This window comes from Sulfurimonas denitrificans DSM 1251, from assembly GCF_000012965.1.
GTDB classification, from domain to species: Bacteria; Campylobacterota; Campylobacteria; order Campylobacterales; family Sulfurimonadaceae; genus Sulfurimonas; species Sulfurimonas denitrificans.
This window is the reverse complement of sequence record NC_007575.1, coordinates 1,903,454-1,929,278: the sequence shown is the minus strand read 5'-3', so window position 1 is coordinate 1,929,278 and position 25,825 is coordinate 1,903,454. Positions and strand designations below refer to the sequence as shown.

25 protein-coding genes are annotated in these 25,825 nt (G+C 35.8%); 21 read left to right on the top strand and 4 right to left on the bottom strand.

What is annotated here, in order from left to right; genetic code table 11:
* Window positions 1–33 precede the first annotated feature (33 nt).
* The 4 genes from SUDEN_RS09585 to SUDEN_RS09570 all read left to right on the top strand — a co-directional run bounded on the left by SUDEN_RS09585 (window position 34) and on the right by SUDEN_RS09570 (window position 3,333).
* Entirely contained in the window at window positions 34–1,110 is a 1,077-nt protein-coding gene (locus tag SUDEN_RS09585; RefSeq protein WP_011373459.1) for a CNNM domain-containing protein, read from the top strand.
* A gap of 12 nt (window positions 1,111–1,122) precedes the next feature.
* On the top strand, window positions 1,123–1,983 hold the full coding sequence (aguB, locus tag SUDEN_RS09580; RefSeq protein ID WP_011373458.1) for an N-carbamoylputrescine amidase: 861 nt from the start codon (window positions 1,123–1,125) through the stop codon (window positions 1,981–1,983).
* Between the two features lie 4 nt (window positions 1,984–1,987).
* Entirely contained in the window at window positions 1,988–2,461 is a 474-nt protein-coding gene (locus tag SUDEN_RS09575; protein ID WP_011373457.1) for a DUF2780 domain-containing protein, read from the top strand.
* 71 nt (window positions 2,462–2,532) lie between these two features.
* Window positions 2,533–3,333 carry a J domain-containing protein gene (locus SUDEN_RS09570; RefSeq protein WP_011373456.1) on the top strand — a complete coding sequence of 267 codons (801 nt, stop codon included), beginning with the start codon at window positions 2,533–2,535 and terminating at the stop codon, window positions 3,331–3,333.
* A gap of 37 nt (window positions 3,334–3,370) precedes the next feature.
* On the opposite strand, the gene SUDEN_RS09565 is transcribed toward SUDEN_RS09570, so the two are convergent.
* Both SUDEN_RS09565 and SUDEN_RS09560 read right to left on the bottom strand, forming a co-directional pair.
* Window positions 3,371–4,312, bottom strand: coding sequence for a DUF234 domain-containing protein (locus SUDEN_RS09565; RefSeq protein ID WP_011373455.1), 942 nt, complete (start codon window positions 4,310–4,312; stop codon window positions 3,371–3,373).
* 12 nt (window positions 4,313–4,324) lie between these two features.
* Complete coding sequence (locus tag SUDEN_RS09560) at window positions 4,325–5,659, bottom strand: Y-family DNA polymerase (RefSeq protein ID WP_011373454.1); 1,335 nt, start codon at window positions 5,657–5,659, stop codon at window positions 4,325–4,327.
* Window positions 5,660–5,767: 108 nt separating this feature from the next.
* On the opposite strand from SUDEN_RS09560, the gene SUDEN_RS09555 reads away from it, so the two are divergent.
* The 3 genes from SUDEN_RS09555 (at window position 5,768) to SUDEN_RS09550 (ending at window position 8,899) form a co-directional block, all read left to right on the top strand.
* Entirely contained in the window at window positions 5,768–7,741 is a 1,974-nt protein-coding gene (locus SUDEN_RS09555) for an HpaII family restriction endonuclease (RefSeq protein WP_011373453.1), read from the top strand.
* 138 nt (window positions 7,742–7,879) lie between these two features.
* Window positions 7,880–8,053: a hypothetical protein gene (locus SUDEN_RS11345; RefSeq protein WP_158301047.1), complete on the top strand. Its 174-nt coding sequence runs from the start codon at window positions 7,880–7,882 to the stop codon at window positions 8,051–8,053.
* 408 nt (window positions 8,054–8,461) lie between these two features.
* Window positions 8,462–8,899, top strand: a complete 438-nt coding sequence (locus SUDEN_RS09550; RefSeq protein ID WP_011373452.1) for a hemerythrin domain-containing protein — start codon at window positions 8,462–8,464, stop codon at window positions 8,897–8,899.
* Between the two features lie 180 nt (window positions 8,900–9,079).
* Here SUDEN_RS09550 and SUDEN_RS09545 read toward each other — a convergent pair whose 3' ends face one another.
* Entirely contained in the window at window positions 9,080–9,526 is a 447-nt protein-coding gene (locus SUDEN_RS09545; protein ID WP_011373451.1) for a TM2 domain-containing protein, read from the bottom strand.
* Between the two features lie 133 nt (window positions 9,527–9,659).
* Here SUDEN_RS09545 and SUDEN_RS09540 point away from each other — a divergent pair, with 133 nt between their 5' ends.
* Genes SUDEN_RS09540 through SUDEN_RS09515 form a run of 6 tightly spaced genes read left to right on the top strand, consistent with a single transcriptional unit; the run spans window position 9,660 to window position 14,823 of the window.
* Complete coding sequence (locus SUDEN_RS09540; protein ID WP_011373450.1) at window positions 9,660–10,130, top strand: hypothetical protein; 471 nt, start codon at window positions 9,660–9,662, stop codon at window positions 10,128–10,130.
* Window positions 10,123–10,968 carry a deoxyribonuclease IV gene (gene nfo, locus SUDEN_RS09535; protein ID WP_011373449.1) on the top strand — a complete coding sequence of 282 codons (846 nt, stop codon included), beginning with the start codon at window positions 10,123–10,125 and terminating at the stop codon, window positions 10,966–10,968. Before SUDEN_RS09540 ends, nfo begins: the two co-directional genes overlap by 8 nt.
* 50 nt (window positions 10,969–11,018) lie before the next feature.
* Complete coding sequence (locus tag SUDEN_RS09530) at window positions 11,019–12,260, top strand: OmpP1/FadL family transporter (RefSeq protein WP_011373448.1); 1,242 nt, start codon at window positions 11,019–11,021, stop codon at window positions 12,258–12,260.
* Window positions 12,261–12,268: 8 nt separating this feature from the next.
* A complete protein-coding gene (locus SUDEN_RS09525) occupies window positions 12,269–14,005 on the top strand; it encodes an ATP-binding protein (protein ID WP_011373447.1) in 1,737 nt (578 codons plus the stop codon).
* A gap of 10 nt (window positions 14,006–14,015) precedes the next feature.
* Window positions 14,016–14,366, top strand: a complete 351-nt coding sequence (locus SUDEN_RS09520; protein ID WP_011373446.1) for a sirohydrochlorin chelatase — start codon at window positions 14,016–14,018, stop codon at window positions 14,364–14,366.
* A 7-nt stretch (window positions 14,367–14,373) separates the two neighbouring features.
* Window positions 14,374–14,823, top strand: coding sequence for a nucleoside deaminase (locus SUDEN_RS09515; protein ID WP_011373445.1), 450 nt, complete (start codon window positions 14,374–14,376; stop codon window positions 14,821–14,823).
* A 13-nt stretch (window positions 14,824–14,836) separates the two neighbouring features.
* On the opposite strand, the gene SUDEN_RS09510 is transcribed toward SUDEN_RS09515, so the two are convergent.
* Window positions 14,837–15,484, bottom strand: coding sequence for an SIMPL domain-containing protein (locus SUDEN_RS09510; RefSeq protein ID WP_011373444.1), 648 nt, complete (start codon window positions 15,482–15,484; stop codon window positions 14,837–14,839).
* A gap of 291 nt (window positions 15,485–15,775) precedes the next feature.
* Between SUDEN_RS09510 and SUDEN_RS09505 the strand changes: the two genes are divergently transcribed.
* The 8 genes from SUDEN_RS09505 (at window position 15,776) to SUDEN_RS09470 (ending at window position 25,822) form a co-directional block, all read left to right on the top strand.
* The gene (locus tag SUDEN_RS09505; protein WP_011373443.1) at window positions 15,776–16,165 is read left to right on the top strand and encodes an NAD(P)H-quinone oxidoreductase subunit 3; all 390 of its coding nucleotides are present in this window, start codon (window positions 15,776–15,778) and stop codon (window positions 16,163–16,165) included.
* Window positions 16,147–16,656, top strand: coding sequence for a NuoB/complex I 20 kDa subunit family protein (locus SUDEN_RS09500; RefSeq protein ID WP_011373442.1), 510 nt, complete (start codon window positions 16,147–16,149; stop codon window positions 16,654–16,656). The genes SUDEN_RS09505 and SUDEN_RS09500 overlap by 19 nt, the downstream gene beginning before the upstream one ends.
* Window positions 16,656–17,462 carry an NADH-quinone oxidoreductase subunit C gene (locus SUDEN_RS09495; protein WP_011373441.1) on the top strand — a complete coding sequence of 269 codons (807 nt, stop codon included), beginning with the start codon at window positions 16,656–16,658 and terminating at the stop codon, window positions 17,460–17,462. The genes SUDEN_RS09500 and SUDEN_RS09495 overlap by 1 nt, the downstream gene beginning before the upstream one ends.
* Before the next feature lie 14 nt (window positions 17,463–17,476).
* Window positions 17,477–18,715 carry an NADH dehydrogenase (quinone) subunit D gene (gene nuoD / locus SUDEN_RS09490; RefSeq protein ID WP_011373440.1) on the top strand — a complete coding sequence of 413 codons (1,239 nt, stop codon included), beginning with the start codon at window positions 17,477–17,479 and terminating at the stop codon, window positions 18,713–18,715.
* A gap of 94 nt (window positions 18,716–18,809) precedes the next feature.
* Window positions 18,810–19,031, top strand: a complete 222-nt coding sequence (locus SUDEN_RS09485; RefSeq protein ID WP_011373439.1) for an NADH-ubiquinone oxidoreductase subunit E family protein — start codon at window positions 18,810–18,812, stop codon at window positions 19,029–19,031.
* Between the two features lie 14 nt (window positions 19,032–19,045).
* A complete protein-coding gene (locus tag SUDEN_RS09480) occupies window positions 19,046–21,079 on the top strand; it encodes an FAD-dependent oxidoreductase (protein WP_011373438.1) in 2,034 nt (677 codons plus the stop codon).
* Between the two features lie 13 nt (window positions 21,080–21,092).
* A complete protein-coding gene (locus SUDEN_RS09475) occupies window positions 21,093–23,336 on the top strand; it encodes an NADH-quinone oxidoreductase subunit G (protein ID WP_041672314.1) in 2,244 nt (747 codons plus the stop codon).
* Window positions 23,336–25,822, top strand: a complete 2,487-nt coding sequence (locus SUDEN_RS09470; RefSeq protein WP_011373436.1) for an NADH-quinone oxidoreductase subunit G — start codon at window positions 23,336–23,338, stop codon at window positions 25,820–25,822. Before SUDEN_RS09475 ends, SUDEN_RS09470 begins: the two co-directional genes overlap by 1 nt.
* Window positions 25,823–25,825 lie beyond the last annotated feature (3 nt).

The window sequence follows — 25,825 nt, the reverse complement described above, 5'->3', positions numbered from 1 at the left end:
TAGTTTTACTAACATGTTCATAGGAGAAGTTCTATGACGCTACTCATAACTTATCTCTTAATCGCTCTTTTAGTATCGTTTCTCTGCTCAGTTCTTGAAGCAGTTTTACTCTCAAGCACAAATTCATATATTCAGAGCTTGTCAAATGGGCAAAATGAATATTTAGTAAATAAATTAAAAGATTTAAAATCAAATATTGATAAACCAATATCTTCTATTTTAACAGTCAATACTTTTGCGCACACAATGGGTGCAGCAGGTGTTGGTGCTCAAGCACAGATAGTTTTTGGAGAGGAGTGGCAAGCTCTTGTTGCATTTATTGTAACGCTGCTTATTCTATATTTCTCAGAGATTATTCCTAAGACAATAGGCGCACTTTACTGGAAAAAACTTTTACTTCCATCTGCTTATATAATCTCATTTATGATGGTTCTTAGCAGACCTTTTACTTGGTTTTCATCAATTTTAACAAATATGATATCTAAAAACCAGAAGCATCAAAGTAATTTTTCACGTGATGAAATTATGGCTATTGTCGCTATGGGTGAGAGAGAGGGTGCGATTTTATCAAAAGAGAGTGATTTGATAGAGAATCTGCTGAAACTGAAAAATATTAAAGCAAAAGATATTATGACTCCAAGAAGTGTTGTGTTTGCACTTAGAGCAGATACAAAAGTTGAAGAAGCTATTGAAGATGATAGGATGTATATTCACTCACGTATTCCGATATTTAGAGACACTTTAGATGACGTTGTAGGAGTTGTTTTTAACCAAAAAATACTTGAAGAGAGTAATGAAGATCACGATGAAATAACGCTTGAGAGCATCTCTCATGAGGTTCATATGGTTTCTGAGAATCTTCCAGTTCCGCAATTAATAGATCTTTTTGTAAAGAGAAAAACACACCTTTTTATTGTTTTTGACAACTATGGTCAAACCGTAGGTGTTGTGAGTCTTGAAGATGCGATAGAGACACTCTTAGGCGTTGAGATTGTTGATGAGATGGATGAGATTGAAGATATGCAGCTTTTTGCAAAAGATAAAAGTAAGCAGTTTCAAGATCGTATGAAAGTTGAGAGAAAAAAGATAGAAAAAGCTAAATTGGTTTAAAGAGGGTTCTTCATGGTTAAAGTAAGTGCTGTTCAGATGAGTATGAGTGAGGATAAAGCCTCAAACCTTGATAAAGCTGAGAACTTGGCTAGAGAAGCTGCCAAGAATGGTGCGCAGATTATACTCTTGCCTGAGCTCTTTGAGGGTTACTACTTCTGTAAAGATATGGATGAGAAGTACTTTTCGTGGGCAGCTCCAAGAGAGGGAAATCCTCTTATAAATAGATTTGCCTCTTTGGCAAAAGAGCTAAAAGTAGTTATTTTAATCAGCTATTTTGAGAAGAGTCAAGAGGGATATTTTAACTCTCTTGTTGTGGCAGATACCGATGGCACTATCATGGATAACTACCGCAAAACGCACATTCCAGATGGTCCTGGATATGAAGAAAAATTCTACTTCAAATCTGGAAATACAGGCTTTAAAGTTTATGACACCGCTTATGCTAAGATAGGTGTTGGAATCTGCTGGGATCAGTGGTTTTGCGAAACAGCTAGAGCACTAACGCTTATGGGTGCAGAGATAATCTTCTATCCAACAGCAATTGGAAGTGAGCCAGAGATACATCTTGATTCAAAAGAGCATTGGCAAAGAGTTCAAATGGGACATGCCGCTACAAATACTGTTCCAGTCGTTGTTGCAAACCGAATCGGAGAAGAGAGAGGTGCTACATGTACTCTTAATTTCTATGGCTCGTCATTTATAACAGATTACACAGGTGCAAAAATTGCTGAAGCTAGTAGAGATAAAGAGGAGATTATTTACGCCTCTTTTGATATAGAGGATAACCAAAAACAGAGACAGTACTGGGGACTTATACGAGATAGAGAACCAAAAGCGTACGCTAAAATTTGTGAACTTAAAACAGGAATATAAAAATATGAAAAAAAGACCAGCAATAGCTCTCTTAAGCGCAGCTCTGCTCTCTACACAATTAAGCGCATTTGATATGGGTTCTATGATGAAGGCTGCAACTCCTTTACTATCAGGCACTCCAGCAACTACAAAAACTACTAAAGAGGACAATGCACTCTTATCATCACTAAGCGCACTTGGAGTAACTAAAACTCAAGCAGCAGGTGGTGCAGCGGCACTTTTAAGTGGTGCAAAAGACAAAATGGAACCTTCAGAGTTTCAAGCACTTACAAAACAAGCTCCTGCGTTAGGCAACATTATGAATTCTACTTCAGCTGCTGCTTCTCTTTTGGGTGCAACATCTCCAGAGAGCCAATTTAGTGCTTTGGGTATAGATGCATCAATGATTGCTCCATTTAAAGATACTATTATCAGCTACGCGAAAGAGTATGTATCTCCTGAGATAATTACTGCATTAGTTGGTGCATTAGAGCTCTAAAGCGTATCATCTAACTTTTTTGGAACTCTTTTTGCTATAAATGCTAAATTATCCTATAAAGGTTAGAGTACATGGAGATTGTTTTACGCAATAATCTTATTCTTATCAATACGGACTTTGATACGCTAAATAGCGGATGGATGAGAGAGTTTTTAAGTCATCATGCTAGAGGAATGCTTTTTTTAGATAAAGCAGTTCTTGTCTTTAGAAATGAATCACTTAGTGAATCTAGAAACGAGTTCATAAAAGAGCTAAGCCAGTATCACGCCCTAAAACATGATTTTTCACATGAATTTTTTCTTCGTTCAATGCTTAAATTTGGAAATCAACCAATCAGAATAGAGTTAAATAAATCTCAAGAGCCAAAAAACATAAAAGTAAATCTTTACGCATATGATAAAAACAGAGTTCTAATCACGTTAGATAGAGCTAACTCTTGGGTTATGAGCTACTTACGCTCACAACTTGAAGTCTATATAGAGCGAGGAACAGATAGTTCTTTGGTTCTTGATTTGTCAGATTTAAAATCAAGAGAGAGGTTAGATAAAACTCTAAATAAACGCAGTGTTTTACACTATCAAATAACTTATACCTTTGATAACCGCTTTATGAGTAAGCTTTATAGCGAATTTGCACACTACAGCTTTGGCAATCTTTGCAAAGAGGAAGAAGATAGAGAAAAAAATTACTTTTATATGGTTCTAGAGTGCCCAGTTGGAGCTAGTCAAGATGCGCTAAGAGAGAGCTATAAAAAATTGGCAAAAGTTTATCATCCAGATAAGCTTCATAACGAATCACCCTACATAATAAAACGCTATACTCAGAAGTTTCAACTCTTACAAGAGGCATACGCTGCGCTTAGGGCTAGTTAAGAAGAGTAGGTTTTTAGCAAAGTTTTACATGTAAAACTCATTTATAAATCCCCTCTATCAGCTTAATGTTTGAGCTGTTCTTTACAAGAGAGCTGAAATTTTCACAGCTGTAGAGCGCTAGCTCTTTACCTTCTAAGAGTTTTAACTCTTTTGAAAACCCTCTTTTTGAAAATATAACTATTTGTGTTGGCTCTATGCCTATTTTTTTGCATTTATCTATTATTTTATGCCACTCAGCTTTAGTTACTTTATGGTTTGTCCATTTGCACTCGGCTACATAAATTTTATCGTCGTGAGTGATTGTGAGTATGTCTATCTCAACATTTGCTTCCCAGTAGCTTCCTGAGCTTAAAATTTGAGAATCTCTTAGATTATAGTTTAGAAGTATCTCTGAGAGCTCCTCAAAAACTAAACTGGTATAGCTATTTCGCCTTGTCTCAAAGGCTTTAAAAAACTCATCATATTGATAGAGTGCTATTGTTTTGGAATGAGGTGCTACAAAGTAGAACCAAAATCTGATAAATGGATGCGTAAATAGAACTTTATGTGAGATTCTGTATCTTGCTTCTTCACGTTTTAGTTTCTCATTTGGACGGCTGGTGCGGATTGGCTCCTCTCTTGAGTACTCTATTTGGATTAACCCTTTTTGCTCAAGATAATTTAGCGCAGCTCCTCCATTAGCATTGTTTAACCCAGCTCTGTTAAATGATGAAAAAATCTTTCTGTTACCAATTGCTAGAGCTTTTAGAAGTCTTAAGTACTCTGGATTTGAGAGAGTTAGTTCCTCAATCTTTTTGTTTAATGTTTTATAGTTATCAAGGATAAGCTCTTTTATGAGAGCAGATGCATCTTTTGTTGTCTCTATCTCCCAACCAAGTCCGCCAAAAATAGCAAAATACTCGATTTGAGTCTCCATATCATCAGGATAATTTCTTGCATAAAATGAGCGAAACTGCTCTAGTAGTTTAGTTTTTAGCATGGGGTGATTCTATCATAATTCGCTTCCCCATTTCAACATATCTATCCCATATTTTTCACGTATCTCTTGCGAGTGATTTGTAAGGCGATACATTTTTTGATCCTCTTCAAAGCCTATGAGAGATAGCTCTTTACGTGATTCTCTCGTAAAACTTGAGCAGTTTATGCTCATTCTTATTAGATGTAATCTTTTATGAACATCGGCTTCATCAAAAAGTTTTAGGCAGAGTGAGTCAAATTTTTTTTCTGTAAAAATCTCGCAAAGAGAGATATTTTTATGTGATTTTTGGCTCATTTCATAGTTTAGTGATAGATGAAAAACTGTTGGAATGACTTTTAGCTTTAAGATGGCAAAACTAAGATGACGAGCGAGTACATGCACTCTTCTTCTTAGTTCATTTCGATCACGAAGTGGGTCAAACGTCCTTGAGATGCCTATGGATTTTCTTATATGTTTGGTTGTTATATCATCATCACTAAGTCCACAAACCCTAAGATATAGCTCTTTTGCATAAGGTCCCCATGACTCTATCGTGCCTCGTCTTTTACTCAACTCTCCAAGTGTGTGAATTTGCGCATCCAGAAGTTTTTCGCTCATGCTTTTACCGATTCCTGCAAATTTTGTAACAGGGATTTTTTCTATAAAACTCTCCAGCTCATTTTCAAAAATGACTCTGCATCCAAAAGGTTTTGCATAAGTAGTAGAGAGTTTTGCGATGTAGCGAGTTTTTGCTGCGCCAATTGAGACGGGAAGTTTAGTAACACTCTTTATCTCATCTCTTAGAGCAGCTATAAAGTTTGGCACGTCACTATCATCCACCCAACCGCTCAAATCCCCATAAAACTCATCAATACTGGCTTGTTCAACAAGTGGTATCTTAGTCTGTAAAAACTCGTGAAGTTCATGTGAGAGCTTTTGATAAAGTGACATGTCGGGCGCTTTTATGATTAGATGAGGGCAAAGTGACAGGGCTTCTTTTATGCTCATTGCGGTTTTAACACCATACGCTCTTGCCTCATAACTAGAAGTTGTAAGTATGCCTCGCACTCGTCCGTCTTCATCCTTAAAAGCGTCTATATCGTCATCTCTCTCTTCATAAGCCTTGTAAAAAGTAGGTACAAAAGAGCCAGAATTTTCAAAGTTTACGGCCTGTTTTTTTGCATCTTTGTTAAATATTTTCGTATCGCTGCGTCCGCCGATTGCCACAGGCTTAAACTCAAGAGAGGGCTCTTGTATACGAGCGGCACTTACAAAAAAGCAGTCTATATCTATGTGTATTTTCATAAACGCAATTGTAGGTAAATTTGAGAGTAGAGGTTTAAAATATGACAAATTGATATATTTCATCTAGATTTCCAGTTCTGATTTTTTATCCATTCTTTAAATATATGCAAAGTTTATACAATGCTTATTGTTGTAGAATACTTTTTTTAAATATATGAGGAATTAATAGTTTTGAATAATAAGAAATTTACCTTTATAGACCTTTTTGCTGGTATTGGTGGTTTTCATCAAGCTATGCATGAGTTAGGTGGAGAATGTGTTTTTGCTTCTGAAATTGATATTTATGCTAGAAAAACTTATAAATATAATTTTAAAAAATATTCCCCTGAATTATTTGAAAATGGCTTATTTAACGAAGATATAAAGACAATTATGCCAGAAGAAATCCCTGATTTTGATTTATTGTGTGCTGGTTTTCCTTGTCAGCCATTTAGTCAGGCAGGCAAAAAATACGGCTTTGATGATAATCACAAATCAGAAAGAGGTAATTTATTTTTTGACATAGCAGAAATAATAAAAGTTAAACGACCAAAAGCATTTTTTTTAGAGAATGTGAGAGGTTTAGTTAATCACGATAATGGAAATACCTTTAAAACTATTCAGCATATACTTACGGAAGAATTAGGCTACTCTTTTTATCATCAAATTATTAAAGCTTCTGATTACGGATTGCCACAATTAAGACCCAGAACATTTATGATAGGTTTCAGAGATGAAGATATTTTAAAAGGTTTTAATTTTCCGCCTAAAATACCTTTAAAATTCAATATGAGTGATGTATGGGGTGGAGAATGTAGTAGAGAAATAGGCTTTACTGTTCGGGTGGGTGGTAGAGGTTCTAATATTGATGATAGAAGAAACTGGGATGCTTATTTAGTTAATGGCGAAGTTAAAAGACTGTCATTTAAAGAAGCTCAAAAAATTCAGGGTTTTCCCGATGATTTCCATTTTCCTGTCAGTCCTACTCATTCTATGAAACAATTAGGCAATAGTGTAGCTATTGACGCTGTTAAAGCAGTTGGTAGCAAAGTAATTGAATATATGAATAATCTTAACAAAAGAGGCAAGCCAATGAATAAGACTAATAACAAAGGTGAATGGAGTGAATTATTTGCTTTTATAAAAATATTATTAGAACAAAAATTATTGCTCTCAGATAAAGAGTTAAACCCTACGGGAGATTTTTTTAAAATCAATAAAATTACTACTGAAAATTTAGATTTAGAATTTATCCCAGTAAGTGATTTTAAAATTAAATCGATACATACGAAAACAAAAGAAGAAGCAGAAATAGACATAAGCAGTATCATTACAGATGAAACATTAACTAATATTCTTAATCAAATTAAAGCTGGAAGTGGCACTTTTGAAATAAATGATTTTGAAATAATACAAACAGCATTAGGGTTTAGTATTGTAAAAGGCGGTAATAGTTCTCAAAAGGCAGATATAGTTTTAGATATAGAGCATAACACATTTGTTAAAGAGAATGAGGGTTTTGGTATTAAATCATATTTAGGAAGTAAGCCGACTTTATTAAATGCTTCTGGTAATACAAACTTTATGTTTGAGATTGATGGTTTAGACAATAGTAAAATTAGTGAAATTAACCAAATTTCTACTGCAACCAAGCTTAGAGATAGAATAGTAGCAATAAATAAAAATGGTGGCACATTCCGTTATTTAAAAGCTGAAAAAGATACTATGAATTACAATTTAAAGATGGTTGATAATGTCTTACCTGAAATTATTGGTTATCTCTTAATGGCTTTTTATGGGAATAGAATTTCTAATTTATCTGATATTGTAAATTATCTATGTGACTATACAGATATTTTAACTCATTTGGATATAGACGACAAAGCTATGTTGATAAATAAATTAAAAAAGTTTCTTGTTGATATATTATTAGGTTTTTTCGCTGGAGAAAAATGGAATGGCTCTTATGCGAGTAATGGAACAATAGTTGTAAAGGAAAATGGCGATTTAATTACGTTTCATATAATCAATATGGAAAACTTAAAAAATTATTTGTTTGAAAATATAAAATTAGATACACCATCAACATCACGACATAAATTTGGAACAATAATTCAGGATAAAACAAAAAATTATTTTAAATTGAATTTACAGTTAAGATTTTAGTTATTGAGCATATACGTTAATATATTCCGCCAACTAATCAAATTTTTTGCATGTTGGTTTAAAATAGAGATAGACAAAATGATATGAACTCTGCGTACTTAATGAAGATGATATTATGATTGTGGAAGGAAATTAAAGATGGATTATGTTGTTATAGCTATTGCGGTTGTGTTTGTAGTGGTATTGCTCCTTTTTATTCTTGGTTTGTTTATTACTATCTTTAAATCAGATAAAAAACTAGAAAGTGGTAAATTGAATACATTGTTTTGGCTTAGTTTGGGCGTATTGCTAGTTATTAATTTGTTTGGTTAAAAATAGACGCCATAGACATTTTTTATTGTTCTCAAGTTCTACTTTTCTCGCTCTCGAACAACGCCCCTGAGAATGAATTTAGAATGAATTTCCACTTTTTCCAAATCACACCCCTATGAAGAATGGCACTAACTTAAGCTATATCATCACATTTTAGGGTGTCCATTTCCAATAACTTTCTCCCTATTAATTTAAAAAGTTTGTCATAGAAGAACTCTATATTATGTTCAAGAGAGTGCAAATAGAGTTGTAGCGTATTTTCTGTTTGGAGTCACTGCAATAGAGTGGCGAGAAGCCAACAAAATCAAGAGGAAGTGTCTCGTTGAAGTGAGTGTTATTGATGGCTGTCAATGGGCTGTTTTGTTGAAGAAGATATTATGATGTTTAAAAAATTAACTAGGATAAAAAATGTCTAATATTAAAGATTTTATGACTCAAGACCATAGAGATTGCGATGAGATTTTTGTAGAGATGGAGAATGCGGTTGTTTCTAAAAGTCAAGATGTTTTGGTTAAATTTGAAGCATTTTATGATGCTTTGACAAATCACTTTAAAATGGAAGAGATGGTTCTTTTTCCAGCATTTGAGCAAGAAACAGGCATGTCTGAGGGTCCAACGCAAGTTATGGTTATGGAGCATGAGCAGATGAGAGAGCTGTTATCAAAGATGAGCAAAGCAATTGAAGGCGGAGATAATAATAAGTTTTTTGGTTTGTCTGAGACTCTTATGATTTTAATGCAGCAGCACAATATGAAAGAGGAGCAGATGTTCTATGTTATGGCCGAGCAACACTTAGGTGATGACGCAGACCATATTATTTCGCATATGAGAACTCTTAGGCATTAATAGTTTTCATACTCACAGCTAAAAGAGAGATGCAGCGTTTTAAAGAGTTAAAGAGGACGAGATACAAAAGAGATTACTTGAGCAGGATTTTAGTAAAAAATAGTTTGCTTTTTTTAAATTCAAGATGAGTGCATTGGAACTTTTAGAGTGGTTAACATAAAAGTTCCAAAAGGTTGAGTTTTAAAACCAGCACTTTTTGTTATCAACATATACTCTTTGAAAATCTTCATCTGATTTAACAATATAGATTATAGACTCAATAAAAGCGATAAGACCAATGATTAAACTAGGCAGACCCAATAGTACAAAACCTACTAGAAATAACACCAACATAATTACCCCAGCGCTATTGCATCCAAGATAAAACTTGTGGATTCCAAAAGCACCCAAAAAGAAAGCAAGCAGAGCAGCTGCTATTTTACTCTTGGCCTCTACAAAAGATACACTTCTATCAAGGTATATAGCTGTTGCATTCTCTGCGCTTATGGCAAAATCAACAATCTGATTAACTTTTGGGCTTTTCTCACTCTTCCACTCTGAAGTGTTAAAATTATATCTGTTGCCATCATCTGCCGAGATAACACCTGAACTACTTTGAGTATTAAAATCTAATATTTTACCCTTCATGTAAATCCTTCGTTTAAGATGGAGGCATTGTATATGCACTTTTCTTATCTAAGTATTAAATTTGAGTTATTTAAATAGATAAGTACTTTTATACTCTTACAATGACAATAAAATAGTTGCTATAATTTCACTTATGAAACATATACTGCTTATTTTTACTCTTTTTTTTACTGCATGTAGCATTAAAAATTATGAGCATACTCAAACAAAAATTATCACAATAAAATCACCAAAGATAAAGTTTTCTGATGCTGGCTATCTTAGAAATAGCGGTAAGACGATAGAACTTGAGCTATTTATTGCGGGTAAAAGTATAGAGAAAATTGTCATAAATCATATGGTTTGTACGAGTGAGGGGTGTATGAGCAAGAGCGGATTTAACAAAGATTATCTGCATAGTTCATACCCTGATGATACTATGCAAAATATGCTTCTATCTCGTATGATTTATGATGGTGCAAATCTGAGTAAAAATAGTGATGGATTTGAGCAGAGTATAAAAAATGATGATGTGGATATCATCTACAGAGTTGATTCACATGGAGTTTTTTTTAAAGACAGAGCAAACGGGATTATTTTTAAGATAAAGGATTTAGATGAGTAAATTTGTAGGAGCACATGTAAGTGCGAGTGGCGGAGTTTTTAATGCGGTTGAAAATGCACAAAAGATAGGGGCAAAAGCGTTTGCGCTATTTACTAAAAATCAGAGGCAGTGGAGTGCAAAAGAGTTTGATAGTGAAACTATAGATAAATTTAAAACAGCATTAGAAAAAAGCGGAATTTTGCCTCGCCATGTACTTCCTCATGACTCTTATCTTATAAATCTTGGGCATCCAGAGCTTGATGCGAGAGAAAAATCATTAGACGCATTTTTGGATGAAGTGCAAAGATGCTCTCTTTTAGGGCTTGATAGATTAAATTTTCACCCAGGAAGCCATCTAAAGAAGATAAGTGAAGATGAGTGTTTGGCAAATATATCTGAATCTATGAATAGGGTTTTAGATAAAACAAGCGGTGTCAGTTTGGTTATAGAGAATACTGCAGGACAGGGAAGCAACCTTGGTTGGAAGTTTGAGCACCTAGCGCAGATAATCGACAAAGTAGAAGATAAAAGTCGTGTGGGAGTCTGCATAGATACATGTCATATGTTTAGCGCAGGGTATGACATAAGAACAAGAGAAGCTTACGATAAGAGTTGGGGTGAGTTTGATAAAATAGTGGGTTTCAAATATCTTATGGGCATGCACATAAACGACTCAAAGGCAAAGTTTGGCTCACATGTAGATAGACATAACTCTTTAGGAGTCGGCGAAATCGGTCTTGATACTTTTAAATTTATAATGAATGACGAAAGAATGGATGATATTCCTCTTATTCTTGAAACCATTGATGATAGTATATGGGCTCAAGAGATTAGGCTACTTTATTCGTTTGTAAATTAAGTGCTATTTGTGTAGAATTAAAAACTATTTAACACAGGAGGAAATTTGTTATGAGAAATGCGTTTGTTTTTTTACTACTTGGCTCTGCTCTTGTAGCAGGTGGATATAAAATTCCTGAGACTTCACTAAACTCTGTTGCTCTTGGTGCCGCAAATGTCGCACATGCAAATGGTGCTGATGCAGCGTATTACAACCCAGCAAATATGGCTTTTATGAAAGATGAAGCAGTTATTGAGGGAAACCTAATTTATATTGGGCTTAGTGATGTAAACTTTCAAGGTTCGTACACAAGTAGTTTGGGAACAACTAGCGGATATAACATAGACTCAAAAAGAGAAAATTTTATTATCCCCTCACTTCACTATGTCTCACAAGATATAAGCGGAGTTCGTCTTGGAGTTAGTTTAGTCTCTCCAGCAGGGCTCTCAAAAAGATGGCAAGATGCTCCAGCTGTGTATAGCTCGGAGGAGTTTACGCTAAAAACTGTTGAACTAAATCCAAGTGTTGCGTTTAAAGTAAGTGAGAACATTGGTGTAGCTTTAGGTCTAAGAGCTATCTACACAGATGGTATTGTAAAGAGTACTTCACCAATCGCTTCTCGTGATATGAGCGGTGATAGCATAGATTTTGGATATAACTTAGCGCTCTCATATAAGCCAACATCAGAGTTAGAATTTGCGCTGACATATCGCTCAAAAGTAGATTTAACCTCAAAAGGCTCTGCTACTCTTTTTTATCGTGATATTGCAAATAGTTTTGGAGGCGGCGTGGGAGCGACTTACAGCTCTTCTAGCTCTGCTTCAGTTAGTGTACCTGTTCCAGCTCTTTTAAATATAGCAGCAGCATATACGTTTCTTTCAAAAACAACACTAGAGTTTGTGTATGAGAGAAACTACTGGAGTGCATATAAAGAGCTTGATTTTAACTATGGAAGTGGCGTAAATCCAGTGACTAACATTGTTTTTGGCACGTCAATTGCAAAAAACTTTAAAGATTGCGATGTCTTTCGCTTTGGTGTAACGCAAGAGTTAAATGCGCTAAAACTTATGGGTGGTCTAGTGATAGATAAATCCCCAGTACCAAACTCAACAATAAGTTTTGAGCTTCCAGATAGCGATTCACTCTCGTTCTCAATGGGTGCAAGGTATCAAATAAACGACAAATTAAACATAGGATTAGCGGCTCTTTACTCAGTGCGAGAAAACAGAAGAGTCTCAAACGCATCAATAGATGGCGAATTTTCAGATGCAAACGTACTTATAGTTTCATCTGCAATAGAGTATAAATTTTAAGGAAATATTTGGAAACATTAATAGATTTTTTAGAGACGCTTGATGTAGAGAAAACTCTCATATTTGCTCAACTAAAATGTAGTAAAACAGAGGCTGAGCTACTTCAAGCTTTAGCAAAAAGATATATACAAGGTGAAGATGATGTCTTGGTTTTTGACCTTTTAAAAGAGCTTTATGGCGAGAAAAAATATGACGGAATCAAACACCTAAAAGAGGTAAAACTTCTTTTAGAACTTGGTTGGCTTCATCAACAAAGTTTTGCACCTATGAAGATTTCAGAGGTGACCCCTCTTGAACTTTTAAACAGTGCACTTGGCCTTTCTGCTTCATTTTTAAAGCTTCTTCAAGATGGGGCATTAGAGAGCGAACTGCCAGATATTAAGCCATATAGCGATCATTTAGAGTATCTTCAAGATCAATTTTTGCGAATAGATTTGTATCAAAAAATGAGTGCAATTCGTCAAAATGTTCATGAGCACTCACTTGGAATTGATAGAACTCAAGCAAAGCTCAAACTTCTTGAAAAGCGTATAGAAGATAGAGTAGAACAAACAACAGGAAAGCTTGTACTCGATAAGTTCTTTAAACAAAAAAAGATGGATTCAAAAGAGCAGGTTATATTTTTAGCACTTCTTCGTGAAGAGTACAGCGCAACAGATGCTTCACTTAGAGATATGAATGCACTAATAGAGCTTATTTCACTTGATGAGTATGACCGCATAAAAAACCGCGCTCTTTTAGAAGATGGCTCAAATCTTATAAACGATGGCATTATTGACTATGAAGAGATGTTAAACCCTTTTGGAGGAATTTCAAGAGCTTTTTATATAGTTGATGAGGTGCTTCAAAACATAATTCATCCTCAAAAAAATAAAAAAATCCGCCGTATAAAGTTAAATACTCTTATAGATGAACAGGATATTTTTGAGCTAATAGCGCCAGAGACTTCACTAGAGGATGTTGTGTTGGCAAAAGAGACACAAAGCACTTTAGAAAATTTGATGCGACAACTAGATAAAGAGGTTATTAGCAGACTTGTAGAGTGGGGCGTAAAGGACAAAAAAAGCGGAATTGACGCTAGAATCATCTTTTATGGGGCGGCAGGAACAGGTAAAACTATGACAGCTTACTCACTTGCAAAATCACTAAAGAGAGAAGTTTTAGCGTTTGACTGTTCAAAAATTCTCTCCATGTATGTGGGTGAGAGTGAGAAAAATGTTCGTAAAATTTTTGATACTTTTTATGATTTGTGTGAAAAAACAAAGACAGAACCGATACTTCTGCTAAATGAAGCAGACCAGTTTTTAGGAGCAAGATCAAGCGGAGCAAGCAGCGGAGCTGATCAGATGCACAACCAGATGCAAAATATATTTTTAGAGCAGATTGAGAAGTTTAGAGGTGTTTTAATAGCTACTACAAACTTGCTTGAGAACATAGATAAAGCATTCTCAAGACGTTTTAACTACAAAATAGAGTTTAAAAAACCAAACCAAGAGCAAAGATTATCACTATGGAAAAAGATGCTTCCTAAAGGGGCTCCTTATGAAGAGGGCTTTGATGTGGATATGCTCTCAACTTACTCTCTAACTGGTGGGCAGATAAATTTAATCATCAAAAATACAGCTTATAAAGTAGCAGTTAGAGAAAAGGCGCTCTTTTTACTAGAAGATTTTATTCAAGAGATAAAAAGAGAAAAAGACGCAAGTTTTGATAGTGAAAAAATGATGGGTTTTTTAAATAAATAGGATTACAAAAATGCAAGGATATATACTTCTCTCACATGGAAGCAAGGTTAAAGAGTCAAATGATGCAAGTAGTAAAGTTTTAGAGGAGCTAAGTAAAAGTTTACAAAACGCTCAACTTGCTTTTTTAGAGCTGGCTCAGCCAGATTTTGAGAGTGCAGTAAAAAATCTCAAAGAAGATGGCGTGACTTTTATAAAAGTTTTGCCTCTTTTTCTAGCTCCAGGAAAACATGTAAGAGAAGATGTCCCACATCTCTGTGAGACATTTAGTAAAAAATATGATATCAAGATAACAGTTTTAGAGCATATTGGTACAAATAGCGGATATGTGGAACTCATAAAAAATATTTTATTGCAAAAGTAAAGTCGTTATGAAACACTCCATTTTTATGAAAAAAGCTATAAAAGAAGCTACTTTCGGAGTTGAGAGAGGTGATGGCGGACCCTTTGGTGCAGTAATAGTAAAAGATGGCAAAGTTATAGCAAAAGCGCACAACAGAGTCTTAAAATTAAACGATGCTACTGCTCATGCTGAGATTGAGGCGATAAGAAAAGCCTCAAAAAAACTGCTTACTTATGATTTGAGTGAATGTGAAATATATACTACATGTATGCCATGCCCGATGTGTATGGGAGCGATTAGATGGGCAAATATTAAGAGTGTTTACTTTGGCGCAACCAGCCAAGATGCTGATGATATAGGCTTTAGAGATAAAGAGTTTTATGAGAAAGATTTTTTAGAGTTAAAAAATATACAAAGAGCTGAGTGTTTAGAGCTCTTTGAAATGTGGCAAAAAAAAGAGGATAAGAGGCTTTACTAAGGTTTCTGTACAACTAATTGCAATCATAGAGATAGTTTGCGTTGATGGTTATAGTTGTTGGCTCTTTTGTGGGAGTTGGCATTGCACTTCTTGCTACCATCATATTTTGTGCTTCGTAACGAACAAAACCATCCATTAAAAGCTCTATATTTTTTACACTACATGTAGCAATTTTTTCTTCTAATAGAGTTTGTGCGTACTCTTTTGCATACTTTATCGCTCTAAACTCCAAGCTCGTTTTTGCTATTTTTATGTTCTCTTTATCAACTACCCATCTAAGTGGCGCTTGTCTTAGCTCTAGCTCTTTGAGAGTGTCAAAATAAGTTAAAAGTGCATCTATCTCTTCTACTTGTTTAAAAGTACACTCAAAATTAGCAGTTCCTATAAAGCCCAAAAGCTCCCTTTTTTTAGAATTGTAGTTGTACTCAGGATTTATGCTATAAGCTGCACCTTTGCAGATAGACTCTTTTTTTATACTCTCTATCGCTTTATGCAAAAGCTCTTTTGTCTCTGTTGCACTCTCTTTTTTTGCACTCAAAGAGAAAGTTAGCTCCATTTTGTCTGGCTCAAGAGTCTCATCAAATGTTTTGTTTATTTTTAGCTCGTATCCATAGCTAAAAGTTGCAAGCAGAGTTATAAGAAAAAGTTTTATTAGATTCATAAATAGCCTTTTTATTTTTGAAATAATTGTAGCTTTTTTATCTCTACAAATCAAACACAAATTTTTTTCCAAAAGGGTGTTTCTTTTATACTCACATAATCTAAATAGCTAAAATTACATGTAGTGATTTGTAACATTAATTATTTCAAATTGCATCATAAGCTTGCATTTAATACTCTTTTTGCTACAATCCACGTAACTGTTTTTTCTAAAAATATGTATAAATATTTGAGTTAAACGGCTTATGTTTTTATACGTTTTAAAACAATTATAATAGCAAAGGTAGGTTATATGGAGCATGTAGTCACTTCAAATCCGTATTTTGGGGTATTTGTACTTTTTCTTTTGACATTTGGTGCATTTACGATGACAACGATTATCGCTCGTTTAGCGAGTCGTGCATTAGCGGCTAAGAGTAATGAAAAAATTAAATTGTCAGTTTATGAGTGTGGACCAGAGGTCACAAAACAACCAAATAGAATCTCTCCACAATTTTATCTATTTGCACTTCTATTTTTACTTTTTGATGTAGAGATTATCTTCATGTTCCCATGGGCTGTTGATTTTAAGTTGCTTGGTTGGTTTGGTTTTGCTGAGATGTTAATGTTTATACTTCTTTTAACTATCGGTTTTGTATATGCATGGAAAAAAGGAGCGCTAGAATGGCACAACATAAAATAAATTATACACAAAACGGCGGCTTACCTGTTGCACTTACAAGTATAGATAAAATTGTAAACTGGGGGCGTTCAAACTCACTTTGGGCAATGACTTATGGTCTTGCATGTTGCGGTATTGAGATGATGGCAAGTGGAGCTTCAAGATATGACTTCGATAGATTCGGAACTATCTTTAGAGCATCTCCAAGACAATCTGATGTGATGATTGTTGCTGGAACTTTGACTAAAAAACATGCTGAATTTATAAAAAGATTATATGACCAGATGACTGAGCCAAAATGGGTTATCTCTATGGGTTCATGCGCAAATACTGGCGGTATGTTTAATACTTACGCAACCGTTCAAGGGGTTGACAGAATTATTCCAGTTGATTTGTATCTGCCAGGATGTGCTCCACGTCCTGAGACACTTCAGTATGGCGTAATGCTGTTACAGAAAAAAATTCGTGCAAACAAAGCGTCTCGTGCGCAAGTGGCTAAGAGGTTAATGTAATGAGAGCTTATAAACCAAAAGACAACGTACAAGCAAAAGCCTACTATACAGACAGATTTTACGTCTCTCCTCAAGTTCCAAAATCTCCTGTGGAGAGTGATGAGAATTTTGCTAAAGATTTAGAAGTAATCAAATCAAAATTTAATGTTCTTGATGCGTATATTCAAGTTGGGCAAATGGTGGTTTATATCAATCCAGCTGATAATTATAAAGTACTAGAACTCTTAAGAGATGAGTGTGAATATACTCAACTCTCAGAGATGAGTGCGATTGATTGGTTGGCTGCCAAAGGTGAATTTGAAGTTTTTTATCAGATGCTTAGTATGAACAAACGTAAACGTCTGCGTATAAAAATGTTTATCAAAAAAGGCGAGGCTATAAACTCTGTAGAGAAACTTTTCCGCTCTGCTGATTGGTCTGAGAGAGAGATGTTTGATATGTTTGGCATTGAAGCAAACGGACACCCTTTTATGAAGAGAATCCTTATGCCTTATGATTGGCAAGGACATCCACTTCTAAAAACTTATCCACTTCAAGGTGATGAGTTTGCTGCTTGGTATGAAGTTGATAAAATTTATGGTAAAGAGGCACGTGATGTTATCGGACCTGAACTTCGTGATACTGCTAAGGTAGATAGATATGATAGCCAGAGATTTGCACGCTTAGGTTATGAAGTGCCTAAGGGGACAAAAATTACTGGTAATGAGCCTAAAAATGAAGAGAACTACCAAGAAGAAGGTGGTGTATTTATGATTAAGAAATTTGATAAAAAAGATTCGGTCGTTGTTGACGATCCTCAAAGATAGGTGGAAATAATAAAATGCAAGTAAAAAATAGATTAACCCCGTTTTTTGAAAATATCACTTTTGATAGAGAAGACAATGAGATGATTCTAAATTTCGGTCCACAACATCCCTCAGCTCATGGACAACTTCGTCTTATGCTTCATCTTCAACAAGAGATGATAGTAAAGGCTCATCCAGATATCGGTTATCTTCACCGTGGTATGGAGAAGATGGCTGAAAATATGATTTATAACGAGTTTATGCCAACAACCGACCGTATGGATTATATCGCTTCATCCGCAAATAATTATGGATTTGCACTTGCAGTTGAGAGACTCATAGGTCTTGAAGTTCCTCGCCGTGCAAAAGTTATCCGTATGATGCTCCTTGAGATAAACCGTCTTATGAGTCACCTTTTCTGGTTGGCAACAACTGCGCTTGATATAGGTGCTATGACAGTTTTTCTTTTTGCATTCCGTGAGAGAGAGTATCTTATGGATATTATGGAGGGGTATTGTGGTGCTAGACTTACACATGCTGCTATTCGTATCGGGGGAGTTCCATTAGATATTCAAGATACATTTATTACTCAATTAAAAACATTCCTAGATAAACTTCCACAAAATATAAAAGATTATGAAGATTTACTAGATACTAACCGTATCTGGCTTATGAGAATGGAAGAAGTTGGTGTAATATCTAAAGAGATGGCGCTCTCATGGGGCTGTTCAGGACCGATGCTTAGAGCTAGCGGTGTTGCTTGGGATATCCGTAAAGAGGAGCCTTATGAGCTTTATGATGAAGTTGAGTTTAGAGTTCCTTATTCAGATAAAGGCGACAACTTTGCAAGATACAGAATCTATATGGAAGAGATGAGAGAGTCTGCAAAGATTCTTTATCAAACAATTGACATGTATGAGAAATGTGTAAAAGATAACCAAACAGAACTTATGGCTCATGCTCCAAAATATATCTCTGCGCCAAAACTTGACATAATGACTCAAAATTACTCTTTGATGCAACATTTTGTTTTAGTTACGCAAGGTATGAGACCGCCTGTTGGCGAGGTTTATGTAGCAACAGAGTCACCAAAGGGCGAACTTGGTTTTTACATAAATTCTCAAGGTGGACCATATCCATATAGATTAAAACTGCGTGCTCCATCGTTTTGGCACACTGGGATTTTAACTGATATTTTACCAGGGCATTATATCCCAGACGTTGTCTCTATTATTGGTACTACAAATATAGTTTTTGGAGAGGTTGACCGCTAATGAAAAAATTTATAATTTTTTCTCTCATCGAAGATGAAGCTTTAGTGAGGGGAATTTTCAAAGAATTCACTTCTTTGAAAAAGGAGACGACAATATGAAAAGATATGATTTAAGACATTTAAAAGATGGTTTTGAGCCTAGAATGAAAGAGATACTCTTAGCTCATAAAGCTGCAGAAGTGGCAATTTTCATTTTTGAGATTGGAGATTTTACTCCAATTCAAAGATCTGCGGATTTAGTAAAAGAGTGCGGATATGAGTTGCTTAACTCTTTAAAGTTCAACGAAGTCGACTGGACTATCGTTACAAAAAAATAGATAGGATTTGAATTTTGAGCAAAGTATATTTTTCTACTTGGAACGGTGAGTTTGTAAACAACATCAACACGCCGATAGAGGAGTGGAAAGAGTCAGCTTACAATCTACCAGCACAGTATGATAGTCACCGTGAATCAAAAGCCTTTATAGGCTGGGATGGCGTTGCACTTTTTGATAAAGATGTAGATGTTATCCGTTTGGCTATGGAGTACGCAGCGCAATATCAAGAGTACTCTGAAGCGTGTGGAAGATGTGCGCCTGGACGCTGGGGTGGCAGAATTTTATATGATCAACTTGATAAAATAGCTCGTGGTGAAGGCAGTGTAGCAGATTTAGACCACTTAAGAGAGATTGGTAAAAGTATGCAAATCACTTCAAAATGTGAGATTGGAAAAACTGTTCCAAACCCTATTCTTGACTTGATGACACATTTTGAGCATGTTTTTTTAGAGTGCATTAATGAGCACAAACCATCAATCCACTATAGCGAATCTATCGCATATATCGCTAAAATAACTGCGCCTTGTACAGATGCTTGTCCATCACATGTAGATATTCCTGCATATATTGAGGGAGTTCGCGACCTTAGAATGGACGATTCACTTATGGCAACTCGCCAAACAATGCCTCTGGCGCATGTTTGCGGTCGTGTTTGTCCGCACCCTTGTGAAGATGCATGCAGAAGAACAAACCTTGATGAGCCTATCTCGATTATGGCGCTGAAGCGTCTTGGAGCTGATTGGGAGACTGATCATGGATATGATTTCTTCCACCCTATCCAGAAGAAACCTAATAATGGCAAGAGAGTTGCTGTTATTGGTGCAGGTCCTGCTGGGCTTACAACTGCTTATTATTTGGCAGCTGAGGGTATTGAAGTTGATGTATATGAAGAGCTTCCAGTCCTTGGCGGAGAGGTTGCTGTTGGTGTTCCTGAGTACAGGATGCCAATTGATAAATACAACAAAGATATCGAATGCGTAAAAGATATGGGTGTTAATTTTATAGTAAATAGCAAGATTAACGCTGATGATATGAGAAGATTTGAGAGTGAATATGACGCTGTTATGGTTGCAACTGGAACAAGAATCTCTAAAAAAGTTTATTGTAATAATGAGAGATTTGAAATCAAAGGTTATTGGGGTGCAATCGACTTCTTAGATAAAGTAAACCTTTATGATAAGTATGGATATGCAATCTCAAAAGAGGATCAAGAAAAAAATTTACTAACAACTCCATATCTTGATTTAACTGGAAAAACACTTGTTTGTGTTGGTGGCGGATTTACATCTATGGACGTTGTAAGATGTGCTATACGTGCAAACGCTAAAAAAGTTTACATGATATACCGTAGAGATGAGAAGACTATCATCAAAAACACAACTTACGAAGAGTATCACGAGGCAGTTGAAGAGGGTGTGGAGTTTCTTTTTCACTCAGCAGTTGCTGAGATGATAGATGAAGAAGATATCTTAAAATCTTTACTCGTAGATAAGTTTGAACTAGTTCCAGACCCAAATGGAGGACGTGCAGAGCTTGTTAAGATTGAGGGCGCTTCTTATGTAATCGAAGCGGATTATCTTATACCTGCAGTTTCTCAATCAGCTGACTTGAAACTTCTTCCTCAAGAGTGGGAGATTGAGAAGACTTCTTGGGCTACTATCAAAACAAACGGCAAGGATTATATGACTTCAAGAAAAGGCATCTTTGCTTCAGGGGATTGTGAATATGGCCCAATGACAATTGTAAATGCAGTTGGTCAAGCAAAAAGAGCAGCTTCGGTTATGGCTAGATATGTTCAAAGCGGTGAAGTAACTCTGAGTGACGATGAAATTATGGAAGACCATTTAAGAAAACTAAGAGTTTACGATAAAAAAGAGAAAGTTACAGGTTGGCTTGCTGGAGTTCCAAGACAACATAGCCAAGTTCTTGAAGTTGAAGATAGAAAATATAACAACAAAGAGGTAAACTTAGGCTTCACGCAAGAAGAGGCTATGAGCGAAGCTGAACGCTGTATGCGTTGTTATTACATAGCAATGGTACAGGCATAAGAGGATGGGTGAGATGAAAAAAGAGATTAATTTTAAAATTAATGGTGTCTCAGTCGTTGCTTCAAGAGGCGAGACTATACTAAACGTTGCTCGCAAAAATGGAATTTATATTCCTACAATGTGTTATATATCTAAGACTACACCATGTGCATCTTGTCGTATGTGCGTTGTAGAGGCTAGTGGTATGGATGGATTTGTGCTTAGTTGTAACACACCACCAGTTGAGGGTGTAGAGATAACAACACAGAGTGCAGCGCTAAATCATGAGAGAGTAAACATTATGAAGCTCTATGATGTAAATCATCCATTAGAGTGTGGTGTTTGCGATAAATCTGGAGATTGCGACCTTCAAAACAAAACTTTAGAGTTTAACGTAGGTCATCAAGATTTCTCAGCTCGTGATCAGCTCCGTCCAATAAAGCATTGGGGACTCATAGATTACGAGGCATCTCTTTGTATTATGTGTGAAAAGTGTGTACATGTATGTAATGAAGTTATCGGAGATGATGCTATTGAGATAAAAGTTGGTGGTTATAACTCTATAATCGTTCCAAAAAACTCTGAACTCTTAGATTGTACTTTTTGTGGAGAGTGTATTGCAGTTTGCCCAGTTGGAGCACTTACAAGTAGTAGTTTTAGATACAGAGCAAATGCGTGGGAGCTAGAGCGTGTACCTTCTACATGTGCTCACTGCTCAGCTGGATGTCCGCTAGAGTATGAGACAAGACACAGCTCTATAAATGGAGATGATGAGATATACAGAGTAAAAAATAACTTTGAATTTACATCTCTTTGTGGAGCAGGGCGCTTTGGTTTTGACTTTGACAACAAGGCTAAAAGAGACGAAGGTGCGTTTAATAAAGCTATAGAAGCAATAAAAAGTGCAAAAGCAATTCGCTTCTCTTCTATGATAACAAACGAAGAGGCTCATATACTGGAGCTTTTAAAAGCAAAACTTGGGATAAAACTCTTCAATGAGGATGCAAGAAAGTTCGCTTCATTTATGCGCTCATACAGCTCTGTAAGTGGAAAACTTCACCACAGTGGCTCTCTTGATGCAATAAAACAATCAGATGCCGTTGTGGTAATTGGAAGCAGAATCGCAACCGATAATCCAGGTGTTAGATATGCGCTTACAACAGCTTCAAAGCATAACGGTGCAAAGATAGTATATACACATCCAATGGAAGATACTTTAATGCAAAATGTTATAACTCAGATGATGAAGCATGAAGTAGGCACTGAAGAGGGTGTAATGGCACTTTTGGCAAACGCTCTTTTAAGTGATGCGCAATTGGATGATGATGAGAGAGCATTTTTTGATGAGTTGGACTTGGGATATATCTATGCTGAGACAAATATCGGTGAAGAAGAGTTCTCGCAGATGATGAAATCTTTTGCAAGAGCGACTAGACGTACTCTTGTTATAGGAAATGATCTTATTGCTCATGAGCGCTCAAACAACATTGCAAAATTAGCAGCGCTTATTGAAAAGTATAGTGATTTCTCTTTAGTTGTTGTTCCTCGTGAAGTGAATACTCTTGGTGTCTCACTTATAAACTCTTTGAATGTTGATGAAAATATATCTGATGTTGTTGGTTATAACGCAAAAGGCTCTTTTGTTATCTCTTCACTTGAAGGCGCAGATTTGGCTATTGCAGCCCTTAATCAACAAGAGGGAACATTTGTTAGCATAGACAATAGAGTGCTTCCTACAAATGTTGCGCTAACTTTTGATGGATATACTCTAAATGATATTGCAAAAGCATTTGATATAATTAAAGATGAGACAATTGATTATACAAAAGAGTTAAGCGTCAGTTCTGGATTTAAAGCTATAGCTTTTGATGATTTAGAAAACTTTTTATCTCCTCTTGGCGAAGATAACAGAGGCTATATCCTTGATGAAGTTGAGTGCAGAGTTGATGGCAAAATCCAAGAGCTTGACGATATGCCTGAATTTAATGGAACTATAATCTATCAGTGTGACCCAGTGCTTCAGTTTAACAACTATACGGCAAAAACCAAGCAACTCCCTAAAGAGAACCTCTTAAGAGGTTCTGCGCAGTTTGCAGTTGCTGCTAAGATAAGTGATGGGGATAGAGTTGAGATAAGTTATGGCTCTACAAAAATTACAAGAGAGTTTAGAGTAGATAATGAGCTAAAAGGAACTGTAGCTCTAAATCCTACATTTGATATTAGTGTAGATGCTAGTAGATACAGATTTGAAAAATCCAAAATAGTGAGAGTAGTGTAATGAGTAAAATTACAATAAACATTGATGGAAGAGAGATACAGACACAAGAGGGTGAATATATTTTAAATGCCGCTCGTGCCAATGATATCTTTATACCAGCGATTTGCTATCTAACTAGATGTAGCCCTACACTTGCGTGTAGATTATGTTTAGTTGAGGCTGATGGCAAACAGGTATATGCATGTAATGCAAAGTCTAAAGAGGGTATGAGCGTTGTTACTTCTACTGAAAATATCATAAAAGAGCGCCGTGCTATCATGGAAGTGTATGATGTTAATCATCCTCTTGAGTGTGGTGTTTGCGATCAGTCTGGCGAGTGTGAACTTCAAAATTACACTTTAGAGATGGGCGTTGATGCTCAACACTATGCAGTTAAAGATGTCAATAGAAAAGATATAGATTGGGGTCATATCCACTACAACCCAGGTCTTTGTATCGTATGCGAGAGATGTGTAACTACATGTAAAGATATGATAGGCGATAACGCTCTAAAAACAGTTGCGCGTGGTGCTGATGCACTTGAAGCTGAGTATAAAGAGAGTATGCCAAAAGACGCTTATGCGATGTGGAATAAACTCAACAAATCTCTTATTGGGCTTACAAGCGGCGAAGAGATGCTTGATTGTACAAGTTGTGGCGAGTGTGCTGCTGTTTGTCCTGTTGGCGCTCTTGTTGACACACACTTTATATACAAATCTAATGCGTGGGAATTAAAGCAGATTCCTGCAACTTGTGGACACTGTTCTGCGGGATGCCAAATAAGTTATGATGTAAAACATACAAGCATTGATAACACAGAGGCAAAAATTTATCGTGTTATGAATGAGTGGAACTATGTTGCACTTTGCGGCGCTGGAAGATACGGTTTTGACTATCAAAATGTAGTGGACGCTAAAGATGAAGTAGCATTTAAAAAAGCAGTAGAAGCATTTAAAAAAGCGGATACTCTAAAATTTACTTCAACTATTACAAACGAAGAAGCTTACCTTCTTCAAGCTCTTAAAGAGAAATTTGGCTATAAACTTGTAAACAAAGAGGCAAAAGCGCTTCAGAGATTCTTAAACAGTTACAGCGAAATTAGTGGTACTAAACTTTATGGTTATGACTTAGAAGCAACTCATAATGTAAACTTTGTTATCTCAGTGGGAACAGCTCTAAAGAGCGATAACCCAAATGCGAGATATGCTCTAAATAACTCTATGACTGTAAATAAAGGTGCTGGATTATATTTTCATCCTCTAAAAGACCCAGTAATTGAGGGGCTTGGCAAAAGTATAATGACTATGTATCATGCTCCACTTCAAGAAGAAGTTGTCCTTTATCTAATCCTTGATTTATTTGCAGATAAAGAGAAACTTCCATCTGAGATAGTTGAGTACTTAGCATCATTTCACTCGAAAAAAACTATAACTGTTGAAGAGATAATCAAAGAAGAGATTACTGAAATAGTTAAAGTTATGAAGAAAAATGAAGAGAGTGGCGAAGAAGAAGAGGTTGAAGAAGAGAAGAAAAAAATGGTTCCTAAAAAAATCTCTAAAGAGGTTGAAGTTGATGAAAACGCCCTTTTAGAGATTTTAGGCGCTAAAGAGAACTTTATGGAAGAGTTAGAAAAAAACTTGGCTAAAAAAGATAGTTTCTCTCTAATTGCTGGACCAGATTTATATACACATCCAAACTCAAAAAATCTTGCTCGCTTATTGGCATTGATAGAGAAATATAGTGCATTTGAAGTAACAATGATTCCTACTCTTACGAACTCTCTTGGAGTAGCACTTATTTGTGAACTTGATGATGAAATTGGCTCTTATGCTATTGGTTACAACACTAAAGCAGACTTTACACTCTCAGCTTTAGGCGATGGAGATTTGGATATGCCTGCAATCAATCAACAAGAGGGAACTCTAACAAGCATAAATAAAAGAGTAAACCCGACAAATGCGGCTATTGGTTATAATGGATATGAACTTAATGATATTGCAAATGCGTTAGGTTTTGATGCACAACATGTAATAGAATATACAAAAATGCTTCCAACAAAAAGCGGGTTTATCTCAAAAGATTTTGATGAGTTACCAAACCATTATGAGAATGATGGCACAGAGTGTCGTGGATACCTGCTTGAAAATATTGCAGTATCTACATGTGGTGATGAGAGTGTTGAGAAATTTAGTGATACAAAACTTGAGGGAACTCTGATTTATCTGGCAAATCCAGTTAGACAGTTCACTCCATTTACGCATAAAACTACAAATCTTGATGAGGTAAGTGGTGTTTATATGAGTGAAGAGTTCTTGGCTAAATCTGATTTTAATGAAGGAGAGACCGTGAGAGTTAAGAGTGCGAACGGTGAACTTGTAGCAAGCATAGTTAGTGATAACAAAATAAGCGGGGATATTATAGTTCTGCCGACTTTTGATTCTAAATTAAATTCAGAGGCGCTGTTTAGCTCATACCGCTTTGCAACAGCTTCGATTGAAAGGGTGTAATAT